The sequence below is a fragment of the Oceanobacillus sp. FSL W7-1309 genome, from assembly GCF_038002145.1.
Lineage (GTDB): Bacteria > Bacillota > Bacilli > Bacillales > Amphibacillaceae > Oceanobacillus > Oceanobacillus profundus.
Genome location: NZ_JBBOBX010000001.1, coordinates 1,369,395 through 1,390,546, shown reverse-complemented (window position 1 = coordinate 1,390,546; position 21,152 = coordinate 1,369,395). Strand labels below are relative to the sequence as shown.

Sequence of the window (21,152 nt, the reverse complement as noted above, 5' to 3'; positions counted from 1 at the left end):
ATTTGCTTCAACAATGGATTGTTTCTAATCGACAAATTGTTTAGTATTGAAAGCATCTCTGTAAGCCTCATAAGAAGCGTAAAAACTTCAAGGGAAAATTGCTCTCCTCATTTGTACAATCAGTAAGAGCGGATTTTTCCAAATTAGGCGTTTTATATTAAAGTATAGGGGAAAACGATGTACATCATTGAAGCAGCTCATTTCTTTAAGCAAGGAGCGATACCATGAAACCTATCATCCAAAAAGGGTTAAAACAAATCCAAGAAGAACAAATTCAAGAAATTCATGCTGTCACTGGCGGGGATATTAATGAAGCATATTATGTTCGAACAAAACACCAAGAATACTTTGTTAAGTTAAATAAAGAAATGGATGTTTCCTTTTTCGAATTTGAAGCAGAAGGACTTTCTGCCATTCGTCAAACAGGAGCGATAAATGTTCCTGCTGTTTATGGTGTGCAGAAGGATAAGGAAACACAAATACCAATGCTATTTATGGAATGGATTGAAGGGAAAAAAGAAAATAATACGGATGAGATCTTAGGTGAGCGTCTAGCAGCATTGCATTTAAGTGAGGGTCCTGGATTTGGATGGGAAGGTAAAAGTTATATCGGGAAGCTAATGCATGACAATCATCTTCACAATAGCTGGCTTACTTATTATCGTGATGCTCGCCTATTGGAGCAAATAAAAATAGGACAATCACAAAAAAGCATATCTGGAGAGCGAAACAAACAACTAATGAGATTACTAGAAAAACTTGATACGTGGATTCCGAATAATCCTAAATCTAGTACATTACATGGAGATCTCTGGGGAGGAAACTGGATGACTGGTAAGGGTGGAGTACCCTATTTAATCGACCCATCCATTTTGTATGGAGACCATGAGTTTGAAATGGCTTTTACAAAGTTATTTGGAGGTTTTTCACAACGTTTTTATGATGCGTACCATTCTGTGTTTCCATTATCACCGGAATATGAAACACGAAAAGAACTTTATCAACTATATTATCTACTAGCTCACTTAAACATGTTTGGTGAATCGTATGGAGGATCAGTCGACCGAATTGTTAGGAAGTATGTTGGATAGAAAGGATTATTTGCATACCATTGTGAATGAGGATGAACAGCTTCTTGAAGTTTCCATCAGCTTAGAAATTATTGTGATTAAATTTGATATGTAGGAATTTAGGGGAAATGATTTTATGTAATGAAATTCATCTAGAATCCTAGTTGAATATTAAAGCGTTTACATATATGATTAACTTAATTCTACAATAGCGGGGTGTTAAGAATGGAATCGAGTAAGAAAGAAATCATAACAGTTGATACAACAGTTCAAAAACCAGTTGAAAAAGTGTGGGAATGCTGGACGAATCCAAAGCACATCACACAATGGTCCAATGCTTCTGATGACTGGCATGCACCAAAAGCAGAGAACGATTTAAGAGCGGGAGGTAACTTCCTAACACGAATGGAAGCGAAAGACGGCAGCTTCGGATTTGATTTCACAGGCGTTTATGATGAAGTTAAGCAGTATGAGTTAATTTCTTACACGCTGGAGGACGGTAGAAAAGTTGAAATTACGTTTATTGGTCAGGAAAATGGCACAAAGGTAGTGGAGACATTCCAAGCTGAAAATACCAATTCCATTGAGATGCAGAAAGCAGGGTGGCAGGCGATACTTGATAATTTTAAAAAATATAGTGAAGCTATCTCTACCAAAGAAATTTAAAAGCTGTTTTTCATAATGGTGGGGAAACAACGACATTTTTGAAATACTAGAATACAGAGTAAAAAACACTAAATATTGGTGGGATTTTATGCGAAAAATAGTTCCGCATTTGTGGTATGACAAGGAAGCAAAAGAAGCAGCTTCGTTTTATATCGGTTTATTTGATCAGTCCAAATTACTACATGTGGCTGTTATTGGAGACACGCCATCTGGTGACTCGGAAATAGTAAGCTTTGAACTGGCTGGTCAGGAATTTCAAGCAATAAGTGCGGGCCCATATTTCAAATTGAACCCAACTGTTTCGTTAATGGTTGCTTGCGTGACCGAAGAAGAAGTTAACACCAAATGGGAGGCATTAGCAGACGGGGGCACGGAATTAATGCCACTTGGGGAATATCCGTTTAGCAAGCTGTATGGCTGGGTGCAGGATCGCTATGGGTTGTCCTGGCAGTTGATGCTTGTAGACGAAGAGCAGGTTTCACAGAAAATTACGCCAAACATGCTTTTCTCTGGGGATGCATGTGGAAGGGCTGAAGAAGCAGTAAACTTCTACACCGAAATAGTTGAACATGCTAAAACAGGGATAATCAGCAAGTATGAACCTGGTGAATCACAATCAGCAGAGGCAAGCGTGAAATATGCTGATTTCAATCTTTTTGGAATGAATATAGCAGCAATGGATAATGGAATGAACGTTGATTTTACTTTTAATGAAGCATTTTCTTTCATTATTAATTGTAAAGACCAGGAAGAGATTGATTATTACTGGGACAAGCTTTCTGCCGTACCAGAATCGGAACAATGCGGTTGGGTCAAAGATAAATTCGGTGTTTCCTGGCAGATTGTTCCGGATAACATTGATGAAGTTTTGTTTAATGGGCCAAAGGATGAGGCACGCAGAGCTTCTGAAGCACTACTGAAAATGAAGAAAATTGACATTAGCGCATTGGAAAGAGCTCGTTTGGCAAAATAAAGTAATATCAAAACATGGCCTTAACTCTTGGGTAGTATAGAGTTAAGGCCATGTTTTGTATTTAGAGATAGGGGTGAATTTTGTTACACTCCATTCGTTTTAAGGTGTAATAACTCATCTGCTCTATAAGCTGACCTCTTTTTACTGGATATTAAGAAATATATTTGATTATATAACTGGATAATTGGTTATATGGCAAATACTTACTTGAAATAGTAGAAATTTGTAGAAAAATGTCAAAAGTCATTGATTTTTCATACTATCCATTATATTATTATATTTAAATTTTTAGAAAAAGGGGGGTTCAGCGGTGGTTACTTTTATAGCATCTATTGTGTTGTTAATTGTTGGTTATATCGTTTATGGGAAGGTGGTTGAACGAATTTTTGGCATTAATGACCAAAACCCAACGCCTGCCTATACAAACAATGATGGTCTTGATTATATGCCAATGAGTTGGTGGAAAGCGAGTTTAATTCAGCTTTTAAATATCGCTGGAACCGGTCCGATTTTTGGCGCAATAATGGGTGCGCTTTATGGTCCAGTAGCATTTATCTGGATTGTTGTTGGTTGTATTTTTGCTGGAGCGGTACATGATTACTTTTCCGGAATGGTATCACTTAGGCATAATGGAGCGCAATTTCCGACAATTGTCGGTAAATATTTGGGAGAAAATTTAAAATATATCACGACAATCGTTTCGATATTTCTAATGGTTTTGGTAGCGGCGGCTTTCACTGCAGCACCTGCTCAATTACTGACGCAAATAACACCACTAAATTTTACGACATGGCTTCTTATTATATTCGTTTATTTAGTACTTGCAGCAGTTCTGCCAATTAATAAAGTAATTGGAAGGGTTTATCCGATTTTTGGAGCGATTTTAATTTTTATGGCTGTGTCGATTGGAATTGGTTTGTTCTTTTTTGATTACTCGATTCCAAATTTAACATTAAGTAATTTACATCCTGGAGAGATGCCAATTTGGCCATTATTAATGGTAACCATATCTTGTGGTGCAATCTCTGGGTTTCATAGTACACAAAGTCCAATACTAGCTCGAACCTTGAAAAAAGAGAGTGAAGGCAGAAAAGTGTTTTATGGAGCAATGATTGGTGAAGGGGTTATTGCCATGATTTGGGCAGCAGCAGGAATGACCTTCTTTGGCAGTACTGGTGCATTGCAGACAGCACTGAACGCAGGAGGACCTGCTGGAGTTGTTAATGAAATCAGTCTAACAACACTGGGGACATTTGGCGGGATTCTTGCGATATTGGGTATTGTCGTCCTTCCAATTACGACCGGTGATACGGCATTACGTTCTTCAAGAATGATGCTTGCGGAATTATTGACTCAAATAACTAAAAAAGACTTTAAAGGAAAAGGGAAGCTAGCATTACTTATTATTCCTATAGCAGGACCAGCACTATATCTTTCTACGATTGATTATAGCTTCCTCTGGCGCTATGTGGGTGGATCGAATCAGATTGTTGCTGCGGTAATGTTATGGACGGCAGCCATGTATCTTCTAAAAAATAACAAGTTTCATTGGATCTGCAGTATTCCTGCATTGTTCATGACAGCGGTAGTAAGTACGTATTGGTTTTACGCACCAGAGGGATTTAATCTGGGCTATGGTATTTCACTGATTTTAGGAATGGTTATTTGGTTGGCTGTACTTGCTTGGTTTGTAAGACAACTTATTAAACATAAAGCAGCCGGCAACTATGAGGATTCGGATGTGAAAGCAGGGTAGCGGGTGAAGGGACAAAGGTTCTCTTCAGTTCGTTGTCCCAAATTACCTTTTGTTTTGGAGCGATGAGCCTGACCCTACGTTCCCAAAAAGGAGATTACGGGGATGGATAAAGATATAGGAGAGTTTGTCAGGTTCTTTCTGTTTGAAGGAATTGCGACAAATATTTTTGGAATTATCATGTTTCTAGCTGGTATTTTCACCATTGTATTCGGAAGTTATATGGTTATTGGTAAAAAAGCCGTCAATCTAAAGTCAATATGATAAATATCATCAATTACCCTGTCACTTTATATAGAAGTGGCAGGGTTTTTCCATATGCAAAACTGTCCCATAAGTAAGTTGAATAGAACCATCCAAGCATTGATAGGCGTTGCTCGGGTCGAAAACGTTAAGAGAAATAGTGCAAAAATGAATACGCCTGACTAAAACGGAGAAAGTATAAAGGGTCAATCTCAGGACCTTTAAATTGACAAAATAAAATGATTACGATACATTTATACTATATTCAAAATACCTTAATTAAATATAATTAAATTAAAAGTATTAGAATATAAAAACAGCAGAGAGGGATGACATATATGGAAAGGTTCGAAGGGAAAGCAGTACTTATCACTGGGGCAGGATCTGGTCTAGGTCGTGCTGTAGCATTACAAGTAGCTAAAGAAGGGGCAAAATTATCTTTAGTTGATTTAAATGAAAAGGGATTAGAAGAAACAAAAACGGAAGTACTTGAGGTAGCACCTAGTGCAGAAGTTCTTCTAGTAACGGCGAACGTTGCTAATGAGGATGAAGTAAAAAATTATTCAGGTTAATATCAACAACTTTTTGGAATTCATCTGAACCGAAATCTTCTGTTAGGTTTTGTTTTCCTTCAATTCCAGCATTATTAAAGAATCCATCAATCGTGCCAAATGCTTCTACTGTTTTATCTATTCTATGGCTTAAAATATGTTCTGAAAGTGATGAAGGAAAATGGCAGCGGGCACGTAGTAAATACTGCTTCAGTAGGTGGCATTCGTGGTGTTGGCAACCAATCAGGCTATGCCGCTAGTAAGCATGGTGTAGTTGGATTAACACATAACTCTGCAATTGAGTATGGCCAATACGGTATTACAATTAATGCAATTGCTCCAGGGGCAATTATGACCCCAATGGTTGAAGGATCATTAAAACAAATGGGTGGCGAAGATGGCTGGGAAGAAGTTGGAAAAGCATTTGTCGAGCCAAACCCAATGAAACGTTTCGGTAAACCGGAAGAAGTAGGCTACTTAACTGCCTTCCTTTTATCTGACCATGCAGGATTTGTTAATGCCGCTGTTGTGCCAATTGATGGTGGACAGTCTTATAAATATTAAGTTTCAATTAGATATTATTTAAACGCGGATAAATGAATTAAACAGTTCTAGATATGGAGAAGCAGGGGATCAGAAACAGATTCCCTGCTTCTTCAGTATTCCGCACACATTTGAACTCAAAAAGCTTCAGGTTGGGCTTACAACAATTCAATGCATAACTGTTAAGCCGACTAGAATGAAGAATACCTTCTGTAAATAAACTTACTCTGCAATTTAGCGACTACTTCTCTTTTCTCGCACAGTGACGATAGGTGTTGTTGCACCATGTTCTTTCCGGATGGTTTTTCTTGCCTCTGCATGTGTTCTGGCATTTATCGTTTTAAGCAGTTTTTTTCCATCTATTTCAGCTTCCACAAGAAAGCACTTTTCGCCGCACCTCAATTGAATCTCTCCTTCTAAATTACAAATTGTACATATATAAGAGTAAATAAGAAAAATTCCGTTAACCCTATTATACGCTGTTATCGAACGGGTGCTATGAAATATAATTCTGCCCATTTTATACCGTACAGAATAAACACTACACAAATACCTCTCTACCAATTAATTCAATAAAACTGTTGAAAAAACAAACACAAACAACTCTATTTATTCTCTTGACAAGAATATAAACACAGTATAAAATGACTTTGATGCGAAAAACAACAGTTTAATGCTTTCTGAACTATTTCAGGCAGTGAATAGAGGAAGTGTTGTGAATTTTATCTTGGTATCTTAGGGAAATGTTGCGATTTAGCACATATAGCGATTATGTACGTCGCTAATGGCGAACAGAGAACAAAAGCAGGCAGTCTGATTCTCTATTTTAAATTCATTTTGTAAGCACTGCCAATTGAGTTTGAGATGAATGAGTTTGGTCATTTATTGAGAGTGTATATAGTGGGAGCGCACTGAGATGCTGCTATCTATAAGGAACAAATTACAATATCTTTATATAAAGCAAACAGAACTGCTAAAAATTACATTGGGGGGCTAATATATGCCATTATTAATTGTTGCAATAGGGGTACTGTTACTACTTATTTTTATCATGAAATTTAAATTAAACACATTTGTTTCATTAATTATTGTTTCGTTTATTGTAGCCCTAGCGCTAGGAATGCCTATGGGGGAAGTTGTTGGGTCGATTGAAAGCGGTTTAGGTGGAACACTTGGTCACATTGCCTTAATCTTTGGTATGGGTGCCATGCTTGGTAGATTAATTGCAGATGCAGGTGGAGCGAACCGCATTGCAATAACGCTAATTGACAAATTTGGTGAAAAAAGAATTCAATGGGCTGTATTATTTGCTTCATTTATAGTTGGTATCGCATTATTCCTTGAAGTAGCAATTGTATTACTTGTTCCGATTATATTCTCAATCGCAAAGGAATTAAAAGTTTCTATTGTTAAACTAGGACTACCAATGGTTACTGCTGCATTGGCAACGCATGCATTTTTACCTCCGCATCCAGGCCCAACCGTAGTAGCTGCGGAATATGGTGCAAATATTGGCTTGGTCCTAATTTACGGAATTATAGTCGCTATCCCAACAGTTATTTTTGCGGGTATCTTGTATCCGAAGCTTGCAAAAAAGATTGTGCCAACTGCATTTACGAGAGAAGGCAGTGCATCGTTTGGTGTCCAAAAGACATTTAAATTAGAAGAAATGCCTGGTTTTGGTATTAGTTTATTTACAGCACTATTTCCTGTTATTCTAATGGCTTTAGGTGCTATCGTTGATATGGTTCAGCCGGTCTTCGGCTTTTCCGATAACATGTTAGTGAGTTTGATTCGTTTCATTGGTAATTCTTCAACTGCTATGTTGCTTTCTTTATTACTGGCAGTTTATACAATGGGATTGAGAAGAAATATTCCAATTAAGACATTAATGGATTCTTGTTCTTCCGCAATCAATGCCTTAGGTATGCTGCTGCTAATCATCGGTGGTGGCGGTGCTTTAAAACAAGTGCTTATTGATGGTGGTGTTGGTGATTATGTTGCTGATATCTTTGCAGGATCTGCAATGTCTCCGGTCTTCTTTGCTTGGATGGTCGCAGCAATATTACGTATTTGCTTAGGGTCTGGAACGGTTGCAACGCTAACAACAGCAGGATTGGTTATACCTTCACTTGCTGGAATTCCCGACGTTAATCTAGAGCTAGTTGCTCTTGCGACAGGAGCGGGTAGTGCTATTGCATCACATGTTAACGATGCCGGCTTCTGGATGGTTAAAGAATCTCTGGGTATGACATTAAAAGAAGCATTTGGAACATATACCGTACTGTCCACAATCGTTGCTGTATCTGGTCTAGTATGTACTTTATTATTAGATATCATAATTTAAAAAAACAAAACAACCATGTTATAGATTCTGTTCTATAAAATGGTTGTTTTTTTACTTGCAGTTCTTCCGGCTTTCGTTTGAACGCTAGTATTCCAATTAGTATTGAAATCGCTTTATCAATTACTTTTACTTTGAGGGAATATGGCTTATAATTAATAGTGTTGCAAATTGCATACTATCAACTATTAAAGTAAGTAAAATGAAACGGAATAGGAAACAATGTATTCAACTTCCTTTACAGATTACAAGATTACAACTTTTAATGGCAAATCTACAATAGGTTTAGGTTAAGAACTCATTGTAATTAAAAGATAAAAGAAATACATAACTTGATTTTAGTGACAGAAGGTGAAGTAAAATGATAAAAGCGTTGGTAATCGTCCCTTATGAGGGACTGCTTGAAATGATGAAAGATATCAGTCAAGAAATAGAAGATATTGAATTACACATTGAATTAGGTAACTTATATGAAGGTGTCGCAATTGCAAAGAATGCTGAAAATGAAGGCTACCATGTTGTTATCAGTCGTGGCGGTACGGCTTCAATGATACAAGAGGCGGTATCTATCCCGGTAATCGATATTCAAGTTTCTGGCTACGATGTATTACGCATTTTAACACTTGTAAAAGGATTTTCTGGCAAAGCTGCTATTGTTGGATTTTCGAATATCACACAAGGTGCAGCTACAATATGTAAGCTGCTGGATTTAGATGTTAAGACATTAACGATTACAAGGGACAATGAAGTAAAAGAAAAATTAACGGCCTTAAAAAAGCAAGGCTATGGGGTAGTAATTGGAGACGTCATAACGATGCAGGCTGCAAAACAATTAGGTATGACAGGAGTTCTGATTACATCTGGTAAAGAAGCGATTATGGATGCGTTAGAAGAAACAAGAAGATCCTATCGTTTATTTTCAAGACTACAGCAGGATATTGCGTTAATGCAAACGATTCTTGATAGTAATGAACAGGCTATCGGGGTTTTCAATCAAGCAGCGGAAATGACGTATGGTAATGCGCGATTTCATAGCGATTTTCATTGGTTGCAATTAGACGATGCTACCGATGTAAAAAAACTTATGCAGGAAACAATCTTAACAAACAAAAAGCAAGTAAAAACCCTTTATATTAATAATGAATTATGGAAAATAACAACATGCCCGATCAACGGTGAAGCGGCATTATTTTTTGAAAAAGCACATTCAAATCAAACGACTGTGCAAAGTGAGCATGGAAAGCAAAATGCAATTGAATTGCATACGCCTCCCTCTCGGACTCCAATTTCAGGAAAAAGTCAGGCAACCCAGAAGGTATTGGATCAAATCAATCGATACGGAAAACGTGATGAGCCTGTCTGGATTTCCGGGGAGCAAGGGAATGGAAAGGAATTAGTTGCCCATTCCATTTATTTAAAAAGGAAAGCTTCGGATGAGCTGTTGATTACATTGCATTGCGATATGATAAGTGCAGAGCAATTGAAGGAGCTCATGAAGGAGGGATTTTTTCAAAAGTACGCCAATGGAGTGATTTTCTTAAAGCATATCGACAACCTGAATGCTTATATGCAAAAGGAATTATTAAGTGTCCTTCAGGATGAAAATGAACAGAAACCACAATGGCTTGTATCTTCAACCGATAATATGGATAAAAAGATTAAAAATGGAGATTTTCATCGTGCGTTATACCAATTGTTAGCGCGATCACAGATTCAAATACCGCCGCTTCGTGAACGGAGAGAAGATATTGAGGATTTAGTACACGTATTTATTTCCGATTTGCATCCGAAGTATGGCAATGAAGTCGTCGGGATTCGGGATGATGCACTGGAGCAGCTTGTCCACTATGATTGGCCTGGAAATGTGGCACAGCTGAAGCATGTAATGGAGCAATTATTTTTGGAGGCACAATCCTATTATATTGAGAAAGCAGAAGTGGGCATTGTGTTTAAGAGATTGGAACATCAAGCAAAGTGGAATGATGCATTATCGTATATTGATATTAGTGGTACATTAGAAGAAATCGAAAAAGAAGTGATTGCAAAAGTCCTTGAAGATGAAGGAATGAATCAATCCAGAGCGGCTAAACGTTTAGGAATTAATCGATCGACCTTATGGCGCAAGCTTAAATAATAGCTTGCGTTTTTCTATGCAAAAAATGCTCTGTGTGATGCAAAATACAACATTTTATAGAAATTAAAAAATAAATAAACCAAATCATTGCTAAATGCAACGTTTTGGTTTATGATTGTTATTGAAAGCGTTATTAGAATAAATAATAGAAATAAATATAATGCGATATACGATAGACAATAAGTAGAAATAAAGCGAAAACGCAAAAAAGCAAATGCTGAGATTGTTAAGAGGGGAGGTAAACAGAATGAAACTGGCAGTGATAGCAGATGATTTAACAGGTGCAAATGATACAGGCGTTCAGTTTGCGAAAAAAGGGTTAAGCACAACGGTGCTTTTTTCAGATACACACTTACAGCCGGTGCATTTAAGTGAAGATGTCATCGTTTTAAATTCAGATAGTCGTGCCCTCGATTTTCAAAAAGCTTATGATATTGTTTTCAATCTATCAACAGAATTAAACAAATTAGGCGTAACAAAAGTGTTTAAGAAAATCGATTCAACGATGAGAGGGAATGTCGGTCAGGAAATTGATGCAGTAATGGATGTATTTCAATTTAAGACGTCATTTGTCGTACCAGCTTTCCCAAAAAGCAAGCGAACAACCGTGGATGGTAAGCACTATGTGCATGGGGTACTATTAGCAGAATCGGAAATTGCAAACGACCCCTCCTGTCCTGTGAAAGAAAGCTACCTTCCAAAATTATTGCAGGAGCAAAGCAAGCGGGACATTGAATTGATCTCCATTTCGGATGTTCAAAAAGGAAAACACCACTTATTGGAAAAAATGATAGCGATAACTGCGGATACTCCCTCCAAAATTATCGTTATAGATGCTACAACAGATGAAGAATTAAAGTCAATTGTGGAAGCCGCGGAAATGCTTGAAGAGAATTTCCTTTGGGTTGGTTCGGCAGGAGTTGCCTCTCACCTTTCAAGCAAAGGCAACTATGACGAGGTAGTACTTAACAAGCAAATAGATGAACGACCGCCAGTATTGGTGGTAGCAGGCAGTGTGAACACAATTACCCATCAACAAATTAGGGATTTACGAAAAGGGAATACTGTAGAAGAAATTGTCATTTCCCCTGAAGCATTCTTTTATGAAGAGGAACGAAAGCGCGAGATTGATCGTGTTGTTCAAGCAGGTCAAGAATTACTGGAAAAAGGTGATCTAGTAATAACGACTGATCGTGGGCAAGAGGCGATGAATCGAGTGAAGGAACTGAAACGAGAACTAAGTTTATCAAACTTTGAGGTAGGGCATACGATTGCCGAATCAATGGGAATCATTGCCGGTCAGTTAATTGAATCGAAGGACATTTGTGGTGCTGTTTTAACTGGTGGAGATATTGCAGGTGCAGCCTGTAAAGCATTAAAGGGTGAAGGAATTCGAGTCATTGGTGAAGTAGAAGCAGGTATCCCATATGGTAAGCTATTCGGTGGATTGTATGACGGCATTCCGATTGTAACAAAGGCGGGTGCATTTGGTACCGAACAGGCACTTTCAAAAGCGCTTCAAACCGTTACGGAAGTGCATGGACATGCGATAAGCTGTAATGAATGATTTTTACAACGTATAACGTCAAGCTTATGATTGCCTTTTACAATAGGCTTGGCGAAAAAGAAAAGGATAATAGGAGGAAATAATGATGGCCACTAAAAAACCAAGTATTGCAATAACAATGGGCGATCCTTCAGGGGTAGGACCTGAGATTATCGTCAAATCCTTAAATGATAAAAATATCTATGAAACATGTCGTCCATTTGTAGTTGGCGATGCAAAAATATTGAAAAGAGCACTTGATGTAACCAATGTAGAACTTCAAATAAATAGCATTACACAACCAGAGGAAGCAACGTACGAATATGGCACAATCGACATTATTGATTTAGATTTAGTTTCTGCCGATTTACCATGGGGTGAAGTTTCACCAGAGGCTGGAAACGCTGCATTCCGTTATTTGGAAAAGGCAATTGCTTATGCAAATGAAGGGAAAATCCAAGGGATCTGTACAGCGCCTTTAAATAAAGAAGCGCTTCATAAAGCAGGTCACATCTACCCTGGGCATACAGAAATTTTAGCAGAACTAACGAACACGAAAGATTTCGCAATGATGCTATCTGCTCCAGGGTTACGCGTAATTCATGCAACAACACATGTTGGTCTAATCGATGCTATCAAAAACAATAATGTTGATCGTCAATATACAGTGATTAAGCTTGCGCATGAAACGTTGCAAAAAGCAGGAATTGAATCCCCACGCATCGCTGTTTGTGGAATTAACCCGCATGCTGGAGAAAATGGACTTTTCGGAAATGGCGAAGAGGAAGAAAAAATTATTCCAGCTGTTGAAAAAGCACAAGCAGAAGGGATTAATGTACAAGGGCCCCTTCCAGCAGATACACTATTCTTTAGAGCAAAACGTGGTGACTTTGACATCGTTGTTGCACAATATCATGATCAGGGACATGGTCCAATTAAAGTGCTAGGTCTAGAAGCTGGTGTAAATATTACAGTTGGACTTCCAACAATCCGTACAAGTGTAGACCATGGAACAGCTTTTGATATCGCTGGTAAAAATATTGCGGACGAGCTATCCCTAAAAGAAGCGCTTCGTATGGCGGTTGAACTAGCCCCCGAAAATTAATACTAAATGATCAAGCAGGAGGTTGACATCGACCTCTTGCTTTCCTTGCATAAAGATTTTGTTGAAGAATAGATGCACTACCCACTACAAGGGATATTTCTTAAAAACTGGATAAAAGTAATATGGAAGGAGTGACGTCAATGTCTTTACCGAAGTTCGCAAAAATAAGACAAAAATTCCAAGTAGAAAGCCTGAACGATATAACTGGAACCATTTCAGAACAATTCAACCATGTAAAAGCAGACGAAAAAATAGGGCCTGACATGGAAATTGCGATTACCGTAGGAAGCCGGGGAATTGCTAACATTCCACTAATCGTCAAAAGTGTAGCAGATGAAATTAAAAAAAGAGGTGCAACACCATTTATCATTCCTGCAATGGGAAGTCATGGTGGAGCAACTGCCGCAGGGCAAATTGAAGTACTGGACGGTCTTGGCGTAACAGAGGAATCTACTGGATGCGAAATTCGTTCGTCCATGGAAGTTGTAGAGGTTGGCAAAACATCAGCAGGCATTCCCGTTTATGTTGATAAGCATGCATATCATGCCGATGGTATTATTGTAATGGGCCGTGTGAAGCCACATACTGATTTTAAAAAGGATATTGAAAGTGGCATTTTAAAAATGGCATCGATTGGCATGGGGAAACATAAGCAAGCATTAGCCCTTCACACATATGGTATTAGAGGAATTCGTGATATGATGCCTGAGGTTGGTAAAGTAGCCATTGGTAATTCAAATACATTATTTGGGATAGCAATTGTAGAAAACGCCCATGAAGAAACGGCAATCATTGAAGCGATCCATCCAGATGAAATTGAAAATCGCGAAAGAGAATTATTGAAACGTGCATTTGCTTTGATGCCAAGCCTTCCAGTTGACGAAATGGATATATTAGTCGTTGATGAAATCGGTAAAAATTATAGCGGAACCGGCATGGACACAAATATTATTGGTCGAATCCGTGTATTAGGTGTTGAAGAGCCAGAAAAGCCTAGTGTAAAATATGTTATCGCTTCGAATTTAAGTGAGGCAAGCCATGGGAATGCATTAGGAATTGGCCTATCAGATTTAACAACGAAACGGCTATTTGACAAAATTGATTTAAAAACAATGAACGAAAACGTTGTAACAAGTACATTTTTAGATAGAGCTAAAATTCCAATTGTCCTTGATAGCGATCGTGAAGCGTTGAAGGCTGCTCTACGCGCTACTTGGGGTGTGCCAGCACAGGACGCAAGAATTGTACGAATTCCAAACACCCTTCATATTGGCGAACTGTTTGTATCAGAAGTAATTTTCAATGAACTGAAGGATAAGGAAAATATTGAGGTATTAGAAGGCTTACATGAAATGAAATTTGATGCGGATGGTTATTTTCCGTCTATGTAATAACATCATATTAACGAACAATAAATAGGCAAGCTTAGGATATACCTTAGCTTGCCTATTTATTGTTATTCGCTAATTTCGTCTTTTATTATCAATTTTTTCGGCTATCGAGTAGGCTATAATTTGAACCGCTACTAATGCCATAAGTATTTCGAAAGCATATTTAAGTTCAGTGGTTAAATGAATAACTAGAAGAATTAAAAATAGTATTATAAATATATATTTTACCCTTTTTACCATAACATGGTTTCCCCCTGTTGCTTTTCTTTTTTTTCGATTGCATCAATCTATCACTTCGAAAACTTTCTTTTTAATCGTTAAATAATTTTTAATCTCAAAGTTTAAATAAAATAAGTTTGCTCTAACCTCAAATTCCTCTCTTGTTTTAGGTAATTCTGTTTCGCGAATAGACGCTTCATAATTTTCTAGCCTTTCAAGTGCACTATGTATTGTATCTCCTGAGTGCACATTTTGACTTACGTACTCAAAAAAGTCAGCAAGCATTCCCCTTTGTTTAACATGCAGATCTGATGAAGATATAATATGAACGATTGTTACCATTTTTTTGAGGATTTCCAGCTGGTCCCCACGCATTTGCAGATAGTGATAATCTTTGTTTTCTGCCCTGAAAAGATGATTCTCTACATCTTGAATGACAATGCTTTTAGATTTATGAATGATTTCTTCTGCTTCAATAATTTCCTTCCCATCCCATTGCCTTTCATTATCTCTTAAGTAAGCTGCTAGTTCATAAAGAATGACACTAAACCGTTCTCCGATTTCAAACATATTCTTGTTAATATTTTTTTTAAAACTTGGCATGATGCTGTTAACAAGGATAGCAATTCCCATCCCGATTAAAATAATATAAAGCTCATTTAAAAACGTCTCCAGGCTCGCTTCCTGCACCGTATAAATATGCAGAACGACTACCATGCTTGTGATAAAACCATTCTGAATACGAGCTCTCAAAAGGATTGGGACGAATAAGAGGATAAATAGAGCAAAGGAGATTGGGTTATACCCTAATAATTCAAAAAATAACATACCAATAATGATGGATAAAAGAGATGCGAAGAACTTTTCTTTAATTGTATTTAATGTTCTTTTCTTTGTTGTCTCAATACACATAATGACGATAATCGCTGCAAACGTTGCAAATTCCAGCTCGATTAAACTCGCAATCCATATTGCTAACCCTGCACCTATAGCGGTTTTTATTGTCCGATAGCCCATTCCAACCATACGAAACACCATCCTGTAATTGTTCAGTAATTACTCCATTATAACCCATAATGGGTATCAGAATGAATCTTAGGGTTAGCACCGTATACAGTCGGAGGGTAGCTTGTTCCATGTAATTGTATGTCTGCCCTTTTAACGTATATGCTGCTACTTGTCTGCTCGATTACGACAATTTCCCTCTGCTGAAATTGCATTTAACAAAAATACATGTTATTATTTAGATGTTAAATATTTAGATGTCTAAATATATACGAAAGAGGTAATTGGAATGAGATTACAAGATAAAGTAGCAATTGTTACAGGCAGTGCTTCTGGTATTGGTAGAGGGATTGCTCTTGCAATGGCAAAAGAAGGGGCGCATGTTGCCATTGTTGATGTAAATGAAGAAAAGGGAAAAACAACCTTTGCGGAAATAAATCAATATGCAGAAGGCTTACTTTTTATAAAAGATATCTCGATAAAAGAAAATATCGAGGAGATTGTTACCGAAGTTGTGAAGAAGTTTGGTAAATTGGATATCCTAGTTAATAATGCACATGTATCCAGACAGGCTCCTTTTATGGAAACAACACTTGAACACTTTGATTTATCGTTTGGAACAGGGTTTTATCCTACATTCCATTTTATGCAGGCATCTTATCCGGAGCTAAAGAAGACGCATGGCAAGGTCATTAACTTTGCATCTGGTGCGGGAATTGATGGGCAAGTGACACAAACATCCTATGCTGCAGCAAAAGAGGCAATTCGTGCAATTTCTCGAGTTGCAGCAAATGAGTGGGGACCAGATGGAATTAATGTGAATTTAATATCACCAATTGCCCTCACGCCTGGAGTTGAACAATGGCGTGACAATGCACCTGAATTATACGATGCAATGATTAATAAATTACCGCTTCGTCGATTAGGTGACCCAGAGCAGGATATTGGCAGAACTGCTGTCTTCCTAGCAAGTACTGATTCGGATTATATTACGGGCCAAACGATCATGGTCGATGGTGGTTCAATTAAATTACGTTAAGGAGGAAAAAATAATGGGACGATTAGATAACAAGGTTGCGATTATTACTGGCGGAGCATCAGGTATTGGTGAAGGGATGGTAGAACTATTCAGTCAAGAGGGGGCTACTGTTATTGCGGCTGATATTAATGAGACAGCACTGAAAAAGGTAAGCGAAAAAGAAAATGTAGTTGGCATGAAATTAAATGTTGCCTCTGATGAAGACTGGAAATCCTTTGCTAAAGAAGTGAACGATCGCTTTGGGAAAATTGATATTCTCGTAAATAACGCTGGTATATCATCTGAAAAGCCATACGAGGAGATTGACTTGGACGATTGGCAAAAGATGCTATCCATTAATGGCTTTGGACCATTTGCTGGTATCAAACATGTTGCACCATATATGGCAGCACAAAACAAAGGGTCCATCATTAATATTTCATCCTATACAGCTCAAATTGGACAAGGCTTTAATCATTATTCTGCATCAAAAGGAGCGGTTCGTGCGCTATCCAAAGCGGCTGCAACAACATTTGGCCGTCAGGGGGTACGTGTGAATACACTTTTCCCTGGTATTATTGAAACACCAATGACAGAAGCGCTGAGCACGTCAAAAGAGCTGCTTGGCCGTTTAATGCAGGCAACACCACTGCAGCGATTAGGAAAACCGGAGGATATCGCAAATGCAGCGCTATTCTTAGCATCTGATGAATCCTCTTATATCACTGGTTCTGAATTAGTTATTGACGGTGGATTTTCTGCACAGTAGTATAGAAATATATAGGAAGTGCCCTCTATTTCTTAGGGGGCACTTCGCTTATAGAAAGCAGGTTATACAACATGAAAGAACAAACGATTTTTGAACTGATTCATTCCATGGATCAGGTTACGAACAATTTAATCATTCAGTGGAATAAACAATTTAAAGAAAACCTTGGGATTTCGCATATTCTTGTTCTCGGCCATTTGAAGCGAAATGGCAAAAGCAGGCCATCCGATATTGCGAAGGCCTTAGGTCTAACTCCTCCATCTCTAACACACTTATCTGAAAAGCTTGTCCAACGAAAATTGGCTGTTCGGCTTGTGGATGAGAATGATCGCCGAATTATTTATTTAGCCATTACCGACGATGGAATCGAGATGGTTAAAAAAGCGCATGACGAAGGGAAAGCACTTCGCGGAAGTCTATTTGACAGGCTAACCGAGCAGGAAGTACAGCAATTATTGGTTATTTATGAGAAGTTGAATCGATTCGTATAAATTCTTCTGTAAAACGGTAGGAATAAAAAGAAATAGAAGAGATATCTTCTATTTCTCAAATGGAATATTCAATAACTCTGGTACGGTAACAAATTCATAGCCCTGCTGTTGCAGTGTTGGGATAATTTGGTGAAGCGATTCGATTGTATTCGTTCGATCCCCGTCCCGCTCTGCCCCATCATGCATGAGAATAATTGCACCTGGATGCATGATGTCTAATACATTGGAGGCGATAACCTCTGGCGGGTCTTCCTGCCAATCCAAAGAATCCACCGTCCAGCCAATTACGGAATAGTTCATTCTCGCAAGCTGTTCGACTAATTCATCGTATAAGAAACCATATGGCGGTCTGAATAAATGTGTTCGGTAACCGATCATGTCATAAAGTCCATCTTCCGTTCTAATTACTTCCTGCTCCAGTGTTCCGAGATCAGCTTCATCAACAAGATTAGGATGGAAATATGTATGGTTTCCAATTACATGTCCCTCATTTTGAATCCGCTTGACGATTTCAGGATAAGCAGCAGCTCTTGAACCTAATAAGAAGAATGTTGCCGGCACATCGTATTGGTTTAATACATCTAATACTTCATTTGTAAAACGCGGGTCTGGCCCATCATCAAACGTTAGAGCTACTTGGTTTTGATCTGAAGCGCCCTGCAAGAAAAATACATCGGGATATCGTTGCTGCAAGATCCTTAGATCAACAGGAGTCTGACGTTCTCGCTCGGAATTTTCAGGACCTCCTCGAAGGTCGGTGAGATCTTCTGCTGGTTTATCTTTCACATCTACTTGCTGCGAAGAATCTTCTAAAGGTACCGCATTCGCGTTTACAGTAAAGTCATTTGTTAGATAAAAGCAAAATAAAACCTCAATAGTCAAAAGCCACTTAACGATTTGTTTTTTCATCTATTCATCCCCTTTTACGGTTATGAGAGCATGTTTTTCAAAACACACTGTTATTTTTAGGTGAAAGAGGATGATTTATGCAGGAAAAAGGGAAATAGGCTGATATCTTTTGTGAAAGATGAAAACCCATCTGGCAGCAGTCATATTGGAAACTGAATTTGTATCGTTCTCGGTGGAGGTTTTCTATTGCTACTATAATTGTAAACGCTTAGCAAAATGGACGATTTCCTTATTCAAGTATTTTGTTACTAAAGGTAAAAAGATTTCCATAGTTTCATTCTAATTTTGACCAATAAAAAAGGCGACCATAACTCGATCACCTTGTTTAATCATTTTAAATTAAATTTATCCATATCTAATTGCATTACAACTCCAAATACAGGTCCAGAATCATCTATTTCTCCATTCAAGCAAAAACCAAAGGATTCATATAAATTTTGTGCTGGTTTGTTGTCAGGATGAAGACTTAAATAAATTTTCCTACAACCATATCGAGATATAATATGCTGAATTAATAAGGGGAGAAAACGTTTTGCGTATCCATTACCTTGAAAACGGTAATCAATCATAAAACGATCTAACCAGGCACTTTCTGTTGAATACGAATACCAGCCATACATTGCATATCCAACAAGAGTTTCCACATCATATAATCCAAAAGAAATACCGTTTTTCTCAAACTGCGATTCCGCTAAAGAAAAAGCATTGCTTTCAATAAATTGATTTTGTTGTTCTGACACAGATAAAGCAGCGACAGAACGCCAATTTTCTGTTGTTACTTCACGAATGTGAAGAGGCATGTTTCCAGCTCGCTTTCTGATTAATACGACTTAAAAACCTTTAATATGTATATTAATGTAAATTATAGCATGTCCGTTGTCTCATTGGAATAAAAGGCTGTTGAAGAAAATCCCTAAACAGCCTTAGGTCGTCTTCTTTAGTGAAACATCTTCTCTTATTCAATAATTTGCATCGATTGTTGACTCAGGTTAAAACAACTCTATTCAACTAAAAGCTATTTATTAAAATATCTTCTGCATAAAATAGCTTCAATCCTCCCTGGATTAATGCCCAGTTAGTTGGATAAGCACCTACTTTTCTTATATAAATTATGTTCGAACTATAAACTATAAATAATTGAAATGAGAACAAATAACATTGCGAATTTTCCCAACTGGTAATTTAAATTGTGTTATACTTCTCCTTAGTGAAAAGGGAGGTACAAGTCCAATGGTAAAAAAATAAAATGAGAAAATCTTAAATTTTTTTATTTTAGAATAAACATGTAGATTTTCTCTTTCATAGAATTAATATCGAGAATAGAGGAGGCGTAACATGTTAAATAAATTAAGTGATACTATTTATTATTTATCTAATCAAGATGATAAAGAACGACCGACATTAGGATTGATATATGGTGACCAATATAGTCTAATAATAGATTCTGGTAATTCTACTCAACATGCTAAAGACTTTTTAATAGAAATCGAGAAGCTAAATGTACCCCCAGTTAAATATGTAGTTATTACTCATGGACATTGGGACCATTTCCTAGGAATGAATGAATTTGATGCAACTGTTATAGTTAATAGTCAAACAAACGAAATGATAAAAGAATGGGAACATTATTCCTTTGATGATATTTCACTCCAAAAGTATGTGAATACGAATCAGATGAGTGCGATGTGTATGAAGGTTATACAAACTGATATGCCAAACAGGGATAGTTTTAAGTTGAAATCTCCGAATATAATCTTTGAAAATACATTAACTATTGATTTAGGGAATAAAGTTTGCATACTTGAAAGAGTCAAAAGTACTCATACAGATGACTCTACAATCATTTATATTCCTGATGAAAAAGTTGTTTTTTTAGGTGATTGTGCATATGGCACAACTACAAATTCTTTATTTCATTATAAACAATCAATGTTATTGCCGATGATCAAAGACATTTCAAAGTACGATGCTGAAATGTTTCTGCTAGGTCATGAATCAATCTGCGATTCAACTGAAATGGATATATATTGGGAGGAGTTAACAACAGCAAGTCGAGTTGTGAGATCCACGTCACTAGAAAATGCTTTAAAGTACTTTAAGGCAGAAAATAAAAAAAATCCTAATGATAATGAATTGTTTTTCATAAAAGCATTTGTTAATGACCATATTATTCAATCATCATAATTCTATAGAATATATCAATCAACTATAAAAATTAGCCATCTCATTATAAATTGAGGTGGCTTTTAATTAGAAAGTGTTTTGAACGTTTTTCAGTATATTAAATTGTTCCTGTTTCTTTTTATGTGTTAAATGCGCTTTAGAACTTCCCGTTAGCTTAAGCATATTTATTCACAAATTTTCCTTGATTTTGCGCATACTCTCCACACACATTCTTAAACAGTTTGCCTGATTGCTAAAA

At 37.3% G+C, this 21,152-nt stretch carries 18 protein-coding genes and 1 pseudogene; 15 read left to right on the top strand and 4 right to left on the bottom strand.

The features are described 5' to 3' along the window. The first annotated feature begins 224 nt into the window (after window positions 1–224). The 6 genes and pseudogenes from NST46_RS06345 to NST46_RS21855 all read left to right on the top strand — a co-directional run bounded on the left by NST46_RS06345 (window position 225) and on the right by NST46_RS21855 (window position 5,820). A complete protein-coding gene (locus tag NST46_RS06345; protein ID WP_341136942.1) occupies window positions 225–1,091 on the top strand; it encodes a fructosamine kinase family protein in 867 nt (288 codons plus the stop codon). A gap of 204 nt (window positions 1,092–1,295) precedes the next feature. After that, window positions 1,296–1,736 (top strand): SRPBCC family protein, encoded by a 441-nt coding sequence (locus tag NST46_RS06340; protein ID WP_341136941.1) that lies wholly within the window; start codon window positions 1,296–1,298, stop codon window positions 1,734–1,736. An 88-nt stretch (window positions 1,737–1,824) separates the two neighbouring features. After that, window positions 1,825–2,709 (top strand): VOC family protein, encoded by an 885-nt coding sequence (locus tag NST46_RS06335; protein ID WP_341136940.1) that lies wholly within the window; start codon window positions 1,825–1,827, stop codon window positions 2,707–2,709. Between the two features lie 310 nt (window positions 2,710–3,019). Then, window positions 3,020–4,465 (top strand): carbon starvation CstA family protein, encoded by a 1,446-nt coding sequence (locus tag NST46_RS06330; RefSeq protein WP_341136939.1) that lies wholly within the window; start codon window positions 3,020–3,022, stop codon window positions 4,463–4,465. Window positions 4,466–4,567: 102 nt separating this feature from the next. Further along, complete coding sequence (locus NST46_RS06325; RefSeq protein WP_158586240.1) at window positions 4,568–4,726, top strand: hypothetical protein; 159 nt, start codon at window positions 4,568–4,570, stop codon at window positions 4,724–4,726. 317 nt (window positions 4,727–5,043) lie between these two features. Beyond that, window positions 5,044–5,820: pseudogene (locus NST46_RS21855) on the top strand (SDR family oxidoreductase). A 213-nt stretch (window positions 5,821–6,033) separates the two neighbouring features. Here the strand turns inward: NST46_RS21855 and NST46_RS06305 are convergent. Then, on the bottom strand, window positions 6,034–6,174 hold the full coding sequence (locus NST46_RS06305; protein WP_251659779.1) for a hypothetical protein: 141 nt from the start codon (window positions 6,172–6,174) through the stop codon (window positions 6,034–6,036). Window positions 6,175–6,799: 625 nt separating this feature from the next. On the opposite strand from NST46_RS06305, the gene NST46_RS06300 reads away from it, so the two are divergent. The 5 genes from NST46_RS06300 to NST46_RS06280 all read left to right on the top strand — a co-directional run bounded on the left by NST46_RS06300 (window position 6,800) and on the right by NST46_RS06280 (window position 14,319). Beyond that, window positions 6,800–8,146 (top strand): gluconate:H+ symporter, encoded by a 1,347-nt coding sequence (locus NST46_RS06300; RefSeq protein WP_095310102.1) that lies wholly within the window; start codon window positions 6,800–6,802, stop codon window positions 8,144–8,146. A gap of 358 nt (window positions 8,147–8,504) precedes the next feature. After that, the gene (locus NST46_RS06295; protein WP_251659781.1) at window positions 8,505–10,277 is read left to right on the top strand and encodes a sigma-54-dependent Fis family transcriptional regulator; all 1,773 of its coding nucleotides are present in this window, start codon (window positions 8,505–8,507) and stop codon (window positions 10,275–10,277) included. A gap of 247 nt (window positions 10,278–10,524) precedes the next feature. Then, entirely contained in the window at window positions 10,525–11,844 is a 1,320-nt protein-coding gene (locus tag NST46_RS06290; RefSeq protein WP_341136936.1) for a four-carbon acid sugar kinase family protein, read from the top strand. An 85-nt stretch (window positions 11,845–11,929) separates the two neighbouring features. Then, window positions 11,930–12,928 carry a 4-hydroxythreonine-4-phosphate dehydrogenase PdxA gene (gene pdxA / locus NST46_RS06285; RefSeq protein ID WP_095310108.1) on the top strand — a complete coding sequence of 333 codons (999 nt, stop codon included), beginning with the start codon at window positions 11,930–11,932 and terminating at the stop codon, window positions 12,926–12,928. 140 nt (window positions 12,929–13,068) lie between these two features. Beyond that, on the top strand, window positions 13,069–14,319 hold the full coding sequence (locus NST46_RS06280; RefSeq protein WP_303447113.1) for a lactate racemase domain-containing protein: 1,251 nt from the start codon (window positions 13,069–13,071) through the stop codon (window positions 14,317–14,319). Between the two features lie 282 nt (window positions 14,320–14,601). Here the strand turns inward: NST46_RS06280 and NST46_RS06275 are convergent, their stop codons facing one another. After that, the gene (locus NST46_RS06275; RefSeq protein ID WP_095310112.1) at window positions 14,602–15,576 is read right to left on the bottom strand and encodes an aromatic acid exporter family protein; all 975 of its coding nucleotides are present in this window, start codon (window positions 15,574–15,576) and stop codon (window positions 14,602–14,604) included. Between the two features lie 256 nt (window positions 15,577–15,832). Between NST46_RS06275 and NST46_RS06270 the strand changes: the two genes are divergently transcribed. From NST46_RS06270 to NST46_RS06260, 3 genes are all read left to right on the top strand, one after another. Next, window positions 15,833–16,582 (top strand): SDR family NAD(P)-dependent oxidoreductase, encoded by a 750-nt coding sequence (locus NST46_RS06270; protein ID WP_095310114.1) that lies wholly within the window; start codon window positions 15,833–15,835, stop codon window positions 16,580–16,582. A 13-nt stretch (window positions 16,583–16,595) separates the two neighbouring features. Continuing rightward, a complete protein-coding gene (locus tag NST46_RS06265; protein WP_095310116.1) occupies window positions 16,596–17,330 on the top strand; it encodes an SDR family NAD(P)-dependent oxidoreductase in 735 nt (244 codons plus the stop codon). Window positions 17,331–17,401: 71 nt separating this feature from the next. Further along, window positions 17,402–17,821: a MarR family winged helix-turn-helix transcriptional regulator gene (locus NST46_RS06260; protein WP_118889345.1), complete on the top strand. Its 420-nt coding sequence runs from the start codon at window positions 17,402–17,404 to the stop codon at window positions 17,819–17,821. A 48-nt stretch (window positions 17,822–17,869) separates the two neighbouring features. Here the strand turns inward: NST46_RS06260 and NST46_RS06255 are convergent, their stop codons facing one another. After that, on the bottom strand, window positions 17,870–18,730 hold the full coding sequence (locus NST46_RS06255; RefSeq protein ID WP_341136935.1) for a polysaccharide deacetylase family protein: 861 nt from the start codon (window positions 18,728–18,730) through the stop codon (window positions 17,870–17,872). A 329-nt stretch (window positions 18,731–19,059) separates the two neighbouring features. Then, window positions 19,060–19,530 carry a GNAT family N-acetyltransferase gene (locus NST46_RS06250; protein ID WP_251659789.1) on the bottom strand — a complete coding sequence of 157 codons (471 nt, stop codon included), beginning with the start codon at window positions 19,528–19,530 and terminating at the stop codon, window positions 19,060–19,062. Between the two features lie 535 nt (window positions 19,531–20,065). Between NST46_RS06250 and NST46_RS06245 the strand changes: the two genes are divergently transcribed. Beyond that, window positions 20,066–20,914 carry an MBL fold metallo-hydrolase gene (locus NST46_RS06245; RefSeq protein ID WP_251659791.1) on the top strand — a complete coding sequence of 283 codons (849 nt, stop codon included), beginning with the start codon at window positions 20,066–20,068 and terminating at the stop codon, window positions 20,912–20,914. Window positions 20,915–21,152: the final 238 nt, after the last annotated feature.

Excerpts from the sequence above, each read along its gene's own strand:
- NST46_RS06345 (WP_341136942.1), top strand. The coding sequence starts at position 225 with ATGAAACCTATCATCCAAAAAGGGTTAAAACAAATCCAAGAAGAACAA.
- NST46_RS06340 (WP_341136941.1), top strand. The coding sequence starts at position 1,296 with ATGGAATCGAGTAAGAAAGAAATCATAACAGTTGATACAACAGTTCAA.
- NST46_RS06335 (WP_341136940.1), top strand. The coding sequence starts at position 1,825 with ATGCGAAAAATAGTTCCGCATTTGTGGTATGACAAGGAAGCAAAAGAA.
- NST46_RS06325 (WP_158586240.1), top strand. The coding sequence starts at position 4,568 with ATGGATAAAGATATAGGAGAGTTTGTCAGGTTCTTTCTGTTTGAAGGA.
- NST46_RS06300 (WP_095310102.1), top strand. The coding sequence starts at position 6,800 with ATGCCATTATTAATTGTTGCAATAGGGGTACTGTTACTACTTATTTTT.
- NST46_RS06295 (WP_251659781.1), top strand. The coding sequence starts at position 8,505 with ATGATAAAAGCGTTGGTAATCGTCCCTTATGAGGGACTGCTTGAAATG.
- NST46_RS06290 (WP_341136936.1), top strand. The coding sequence starts at position 10,525 with ATGAAACTGGCAGTGATAGCAGATGATTTAACAGGTGCAAATGATACA.
- pdxA (WP_095310108.1), top strand. The coding sequence starts at position 11,930 with ATGGCCACTAAAAAACCAAGTATTGCAATAACAATGGGCGATCCTTCA.
- NST46_RS06280 (WP_303447113.1), top strand. The coding sequence starts at position 13,069 with ATGTCTTTACCGAAGTTCGCAAAAATAAGACAAAAATTCCAAGTAGAA.
- NST46_RS06275 (WP_095310112.1), bottom strand. The coding sequence starts at position 15,576 with ATGGTGTTTCGTATGGTTGGAATGGGCTATCGGACAATAAAAACCGCT.
- NST46_RS06270 (WP_095310114.1), top strand. The coding sequence starts at position 15,833 with ATGAGATTACAAGATAAAGTAGCAATTGTTACAGGCAGTGCTTCTGGT.
- NST46_RS06265 (WP_095310116.1), top strand. The coding sequence starts at position 16,596 with ATGGGACGATTAGATAACAAGGTTGCGATTATTACTGGCGGAGCATCA.
- NST46_RS06260 (WP_118889345.1), top strand. The coding sequence starts at position 17,402 with ATGAAAGAACAAACGATTTTTGAACTGATTCATTCCATGGATCAGGTT.
- NST46_RS06255 (WP_341136935.1), bottom strand. The coding sequence starts at position 18,730 with ATGAAAAAACAAATCGTTAAGTGGCTTTTGACTATTGAGGTTTTATTT.
- NST46_RS06250 (WP_251659789.1), bottom strand. The coding sequence starts at position 19,530 with ATGCCTCTTCACATTCGTGAAGTAACAACAGAAAATTGGCGTTCTGTC.
- NST46_RS06245 (WP_251659791.1), top strand. The coding sequence starts at position 20,066 with ATGTTAAATAAATTAAGTGATACTATTTATTATTTATCTAATCAAGAT.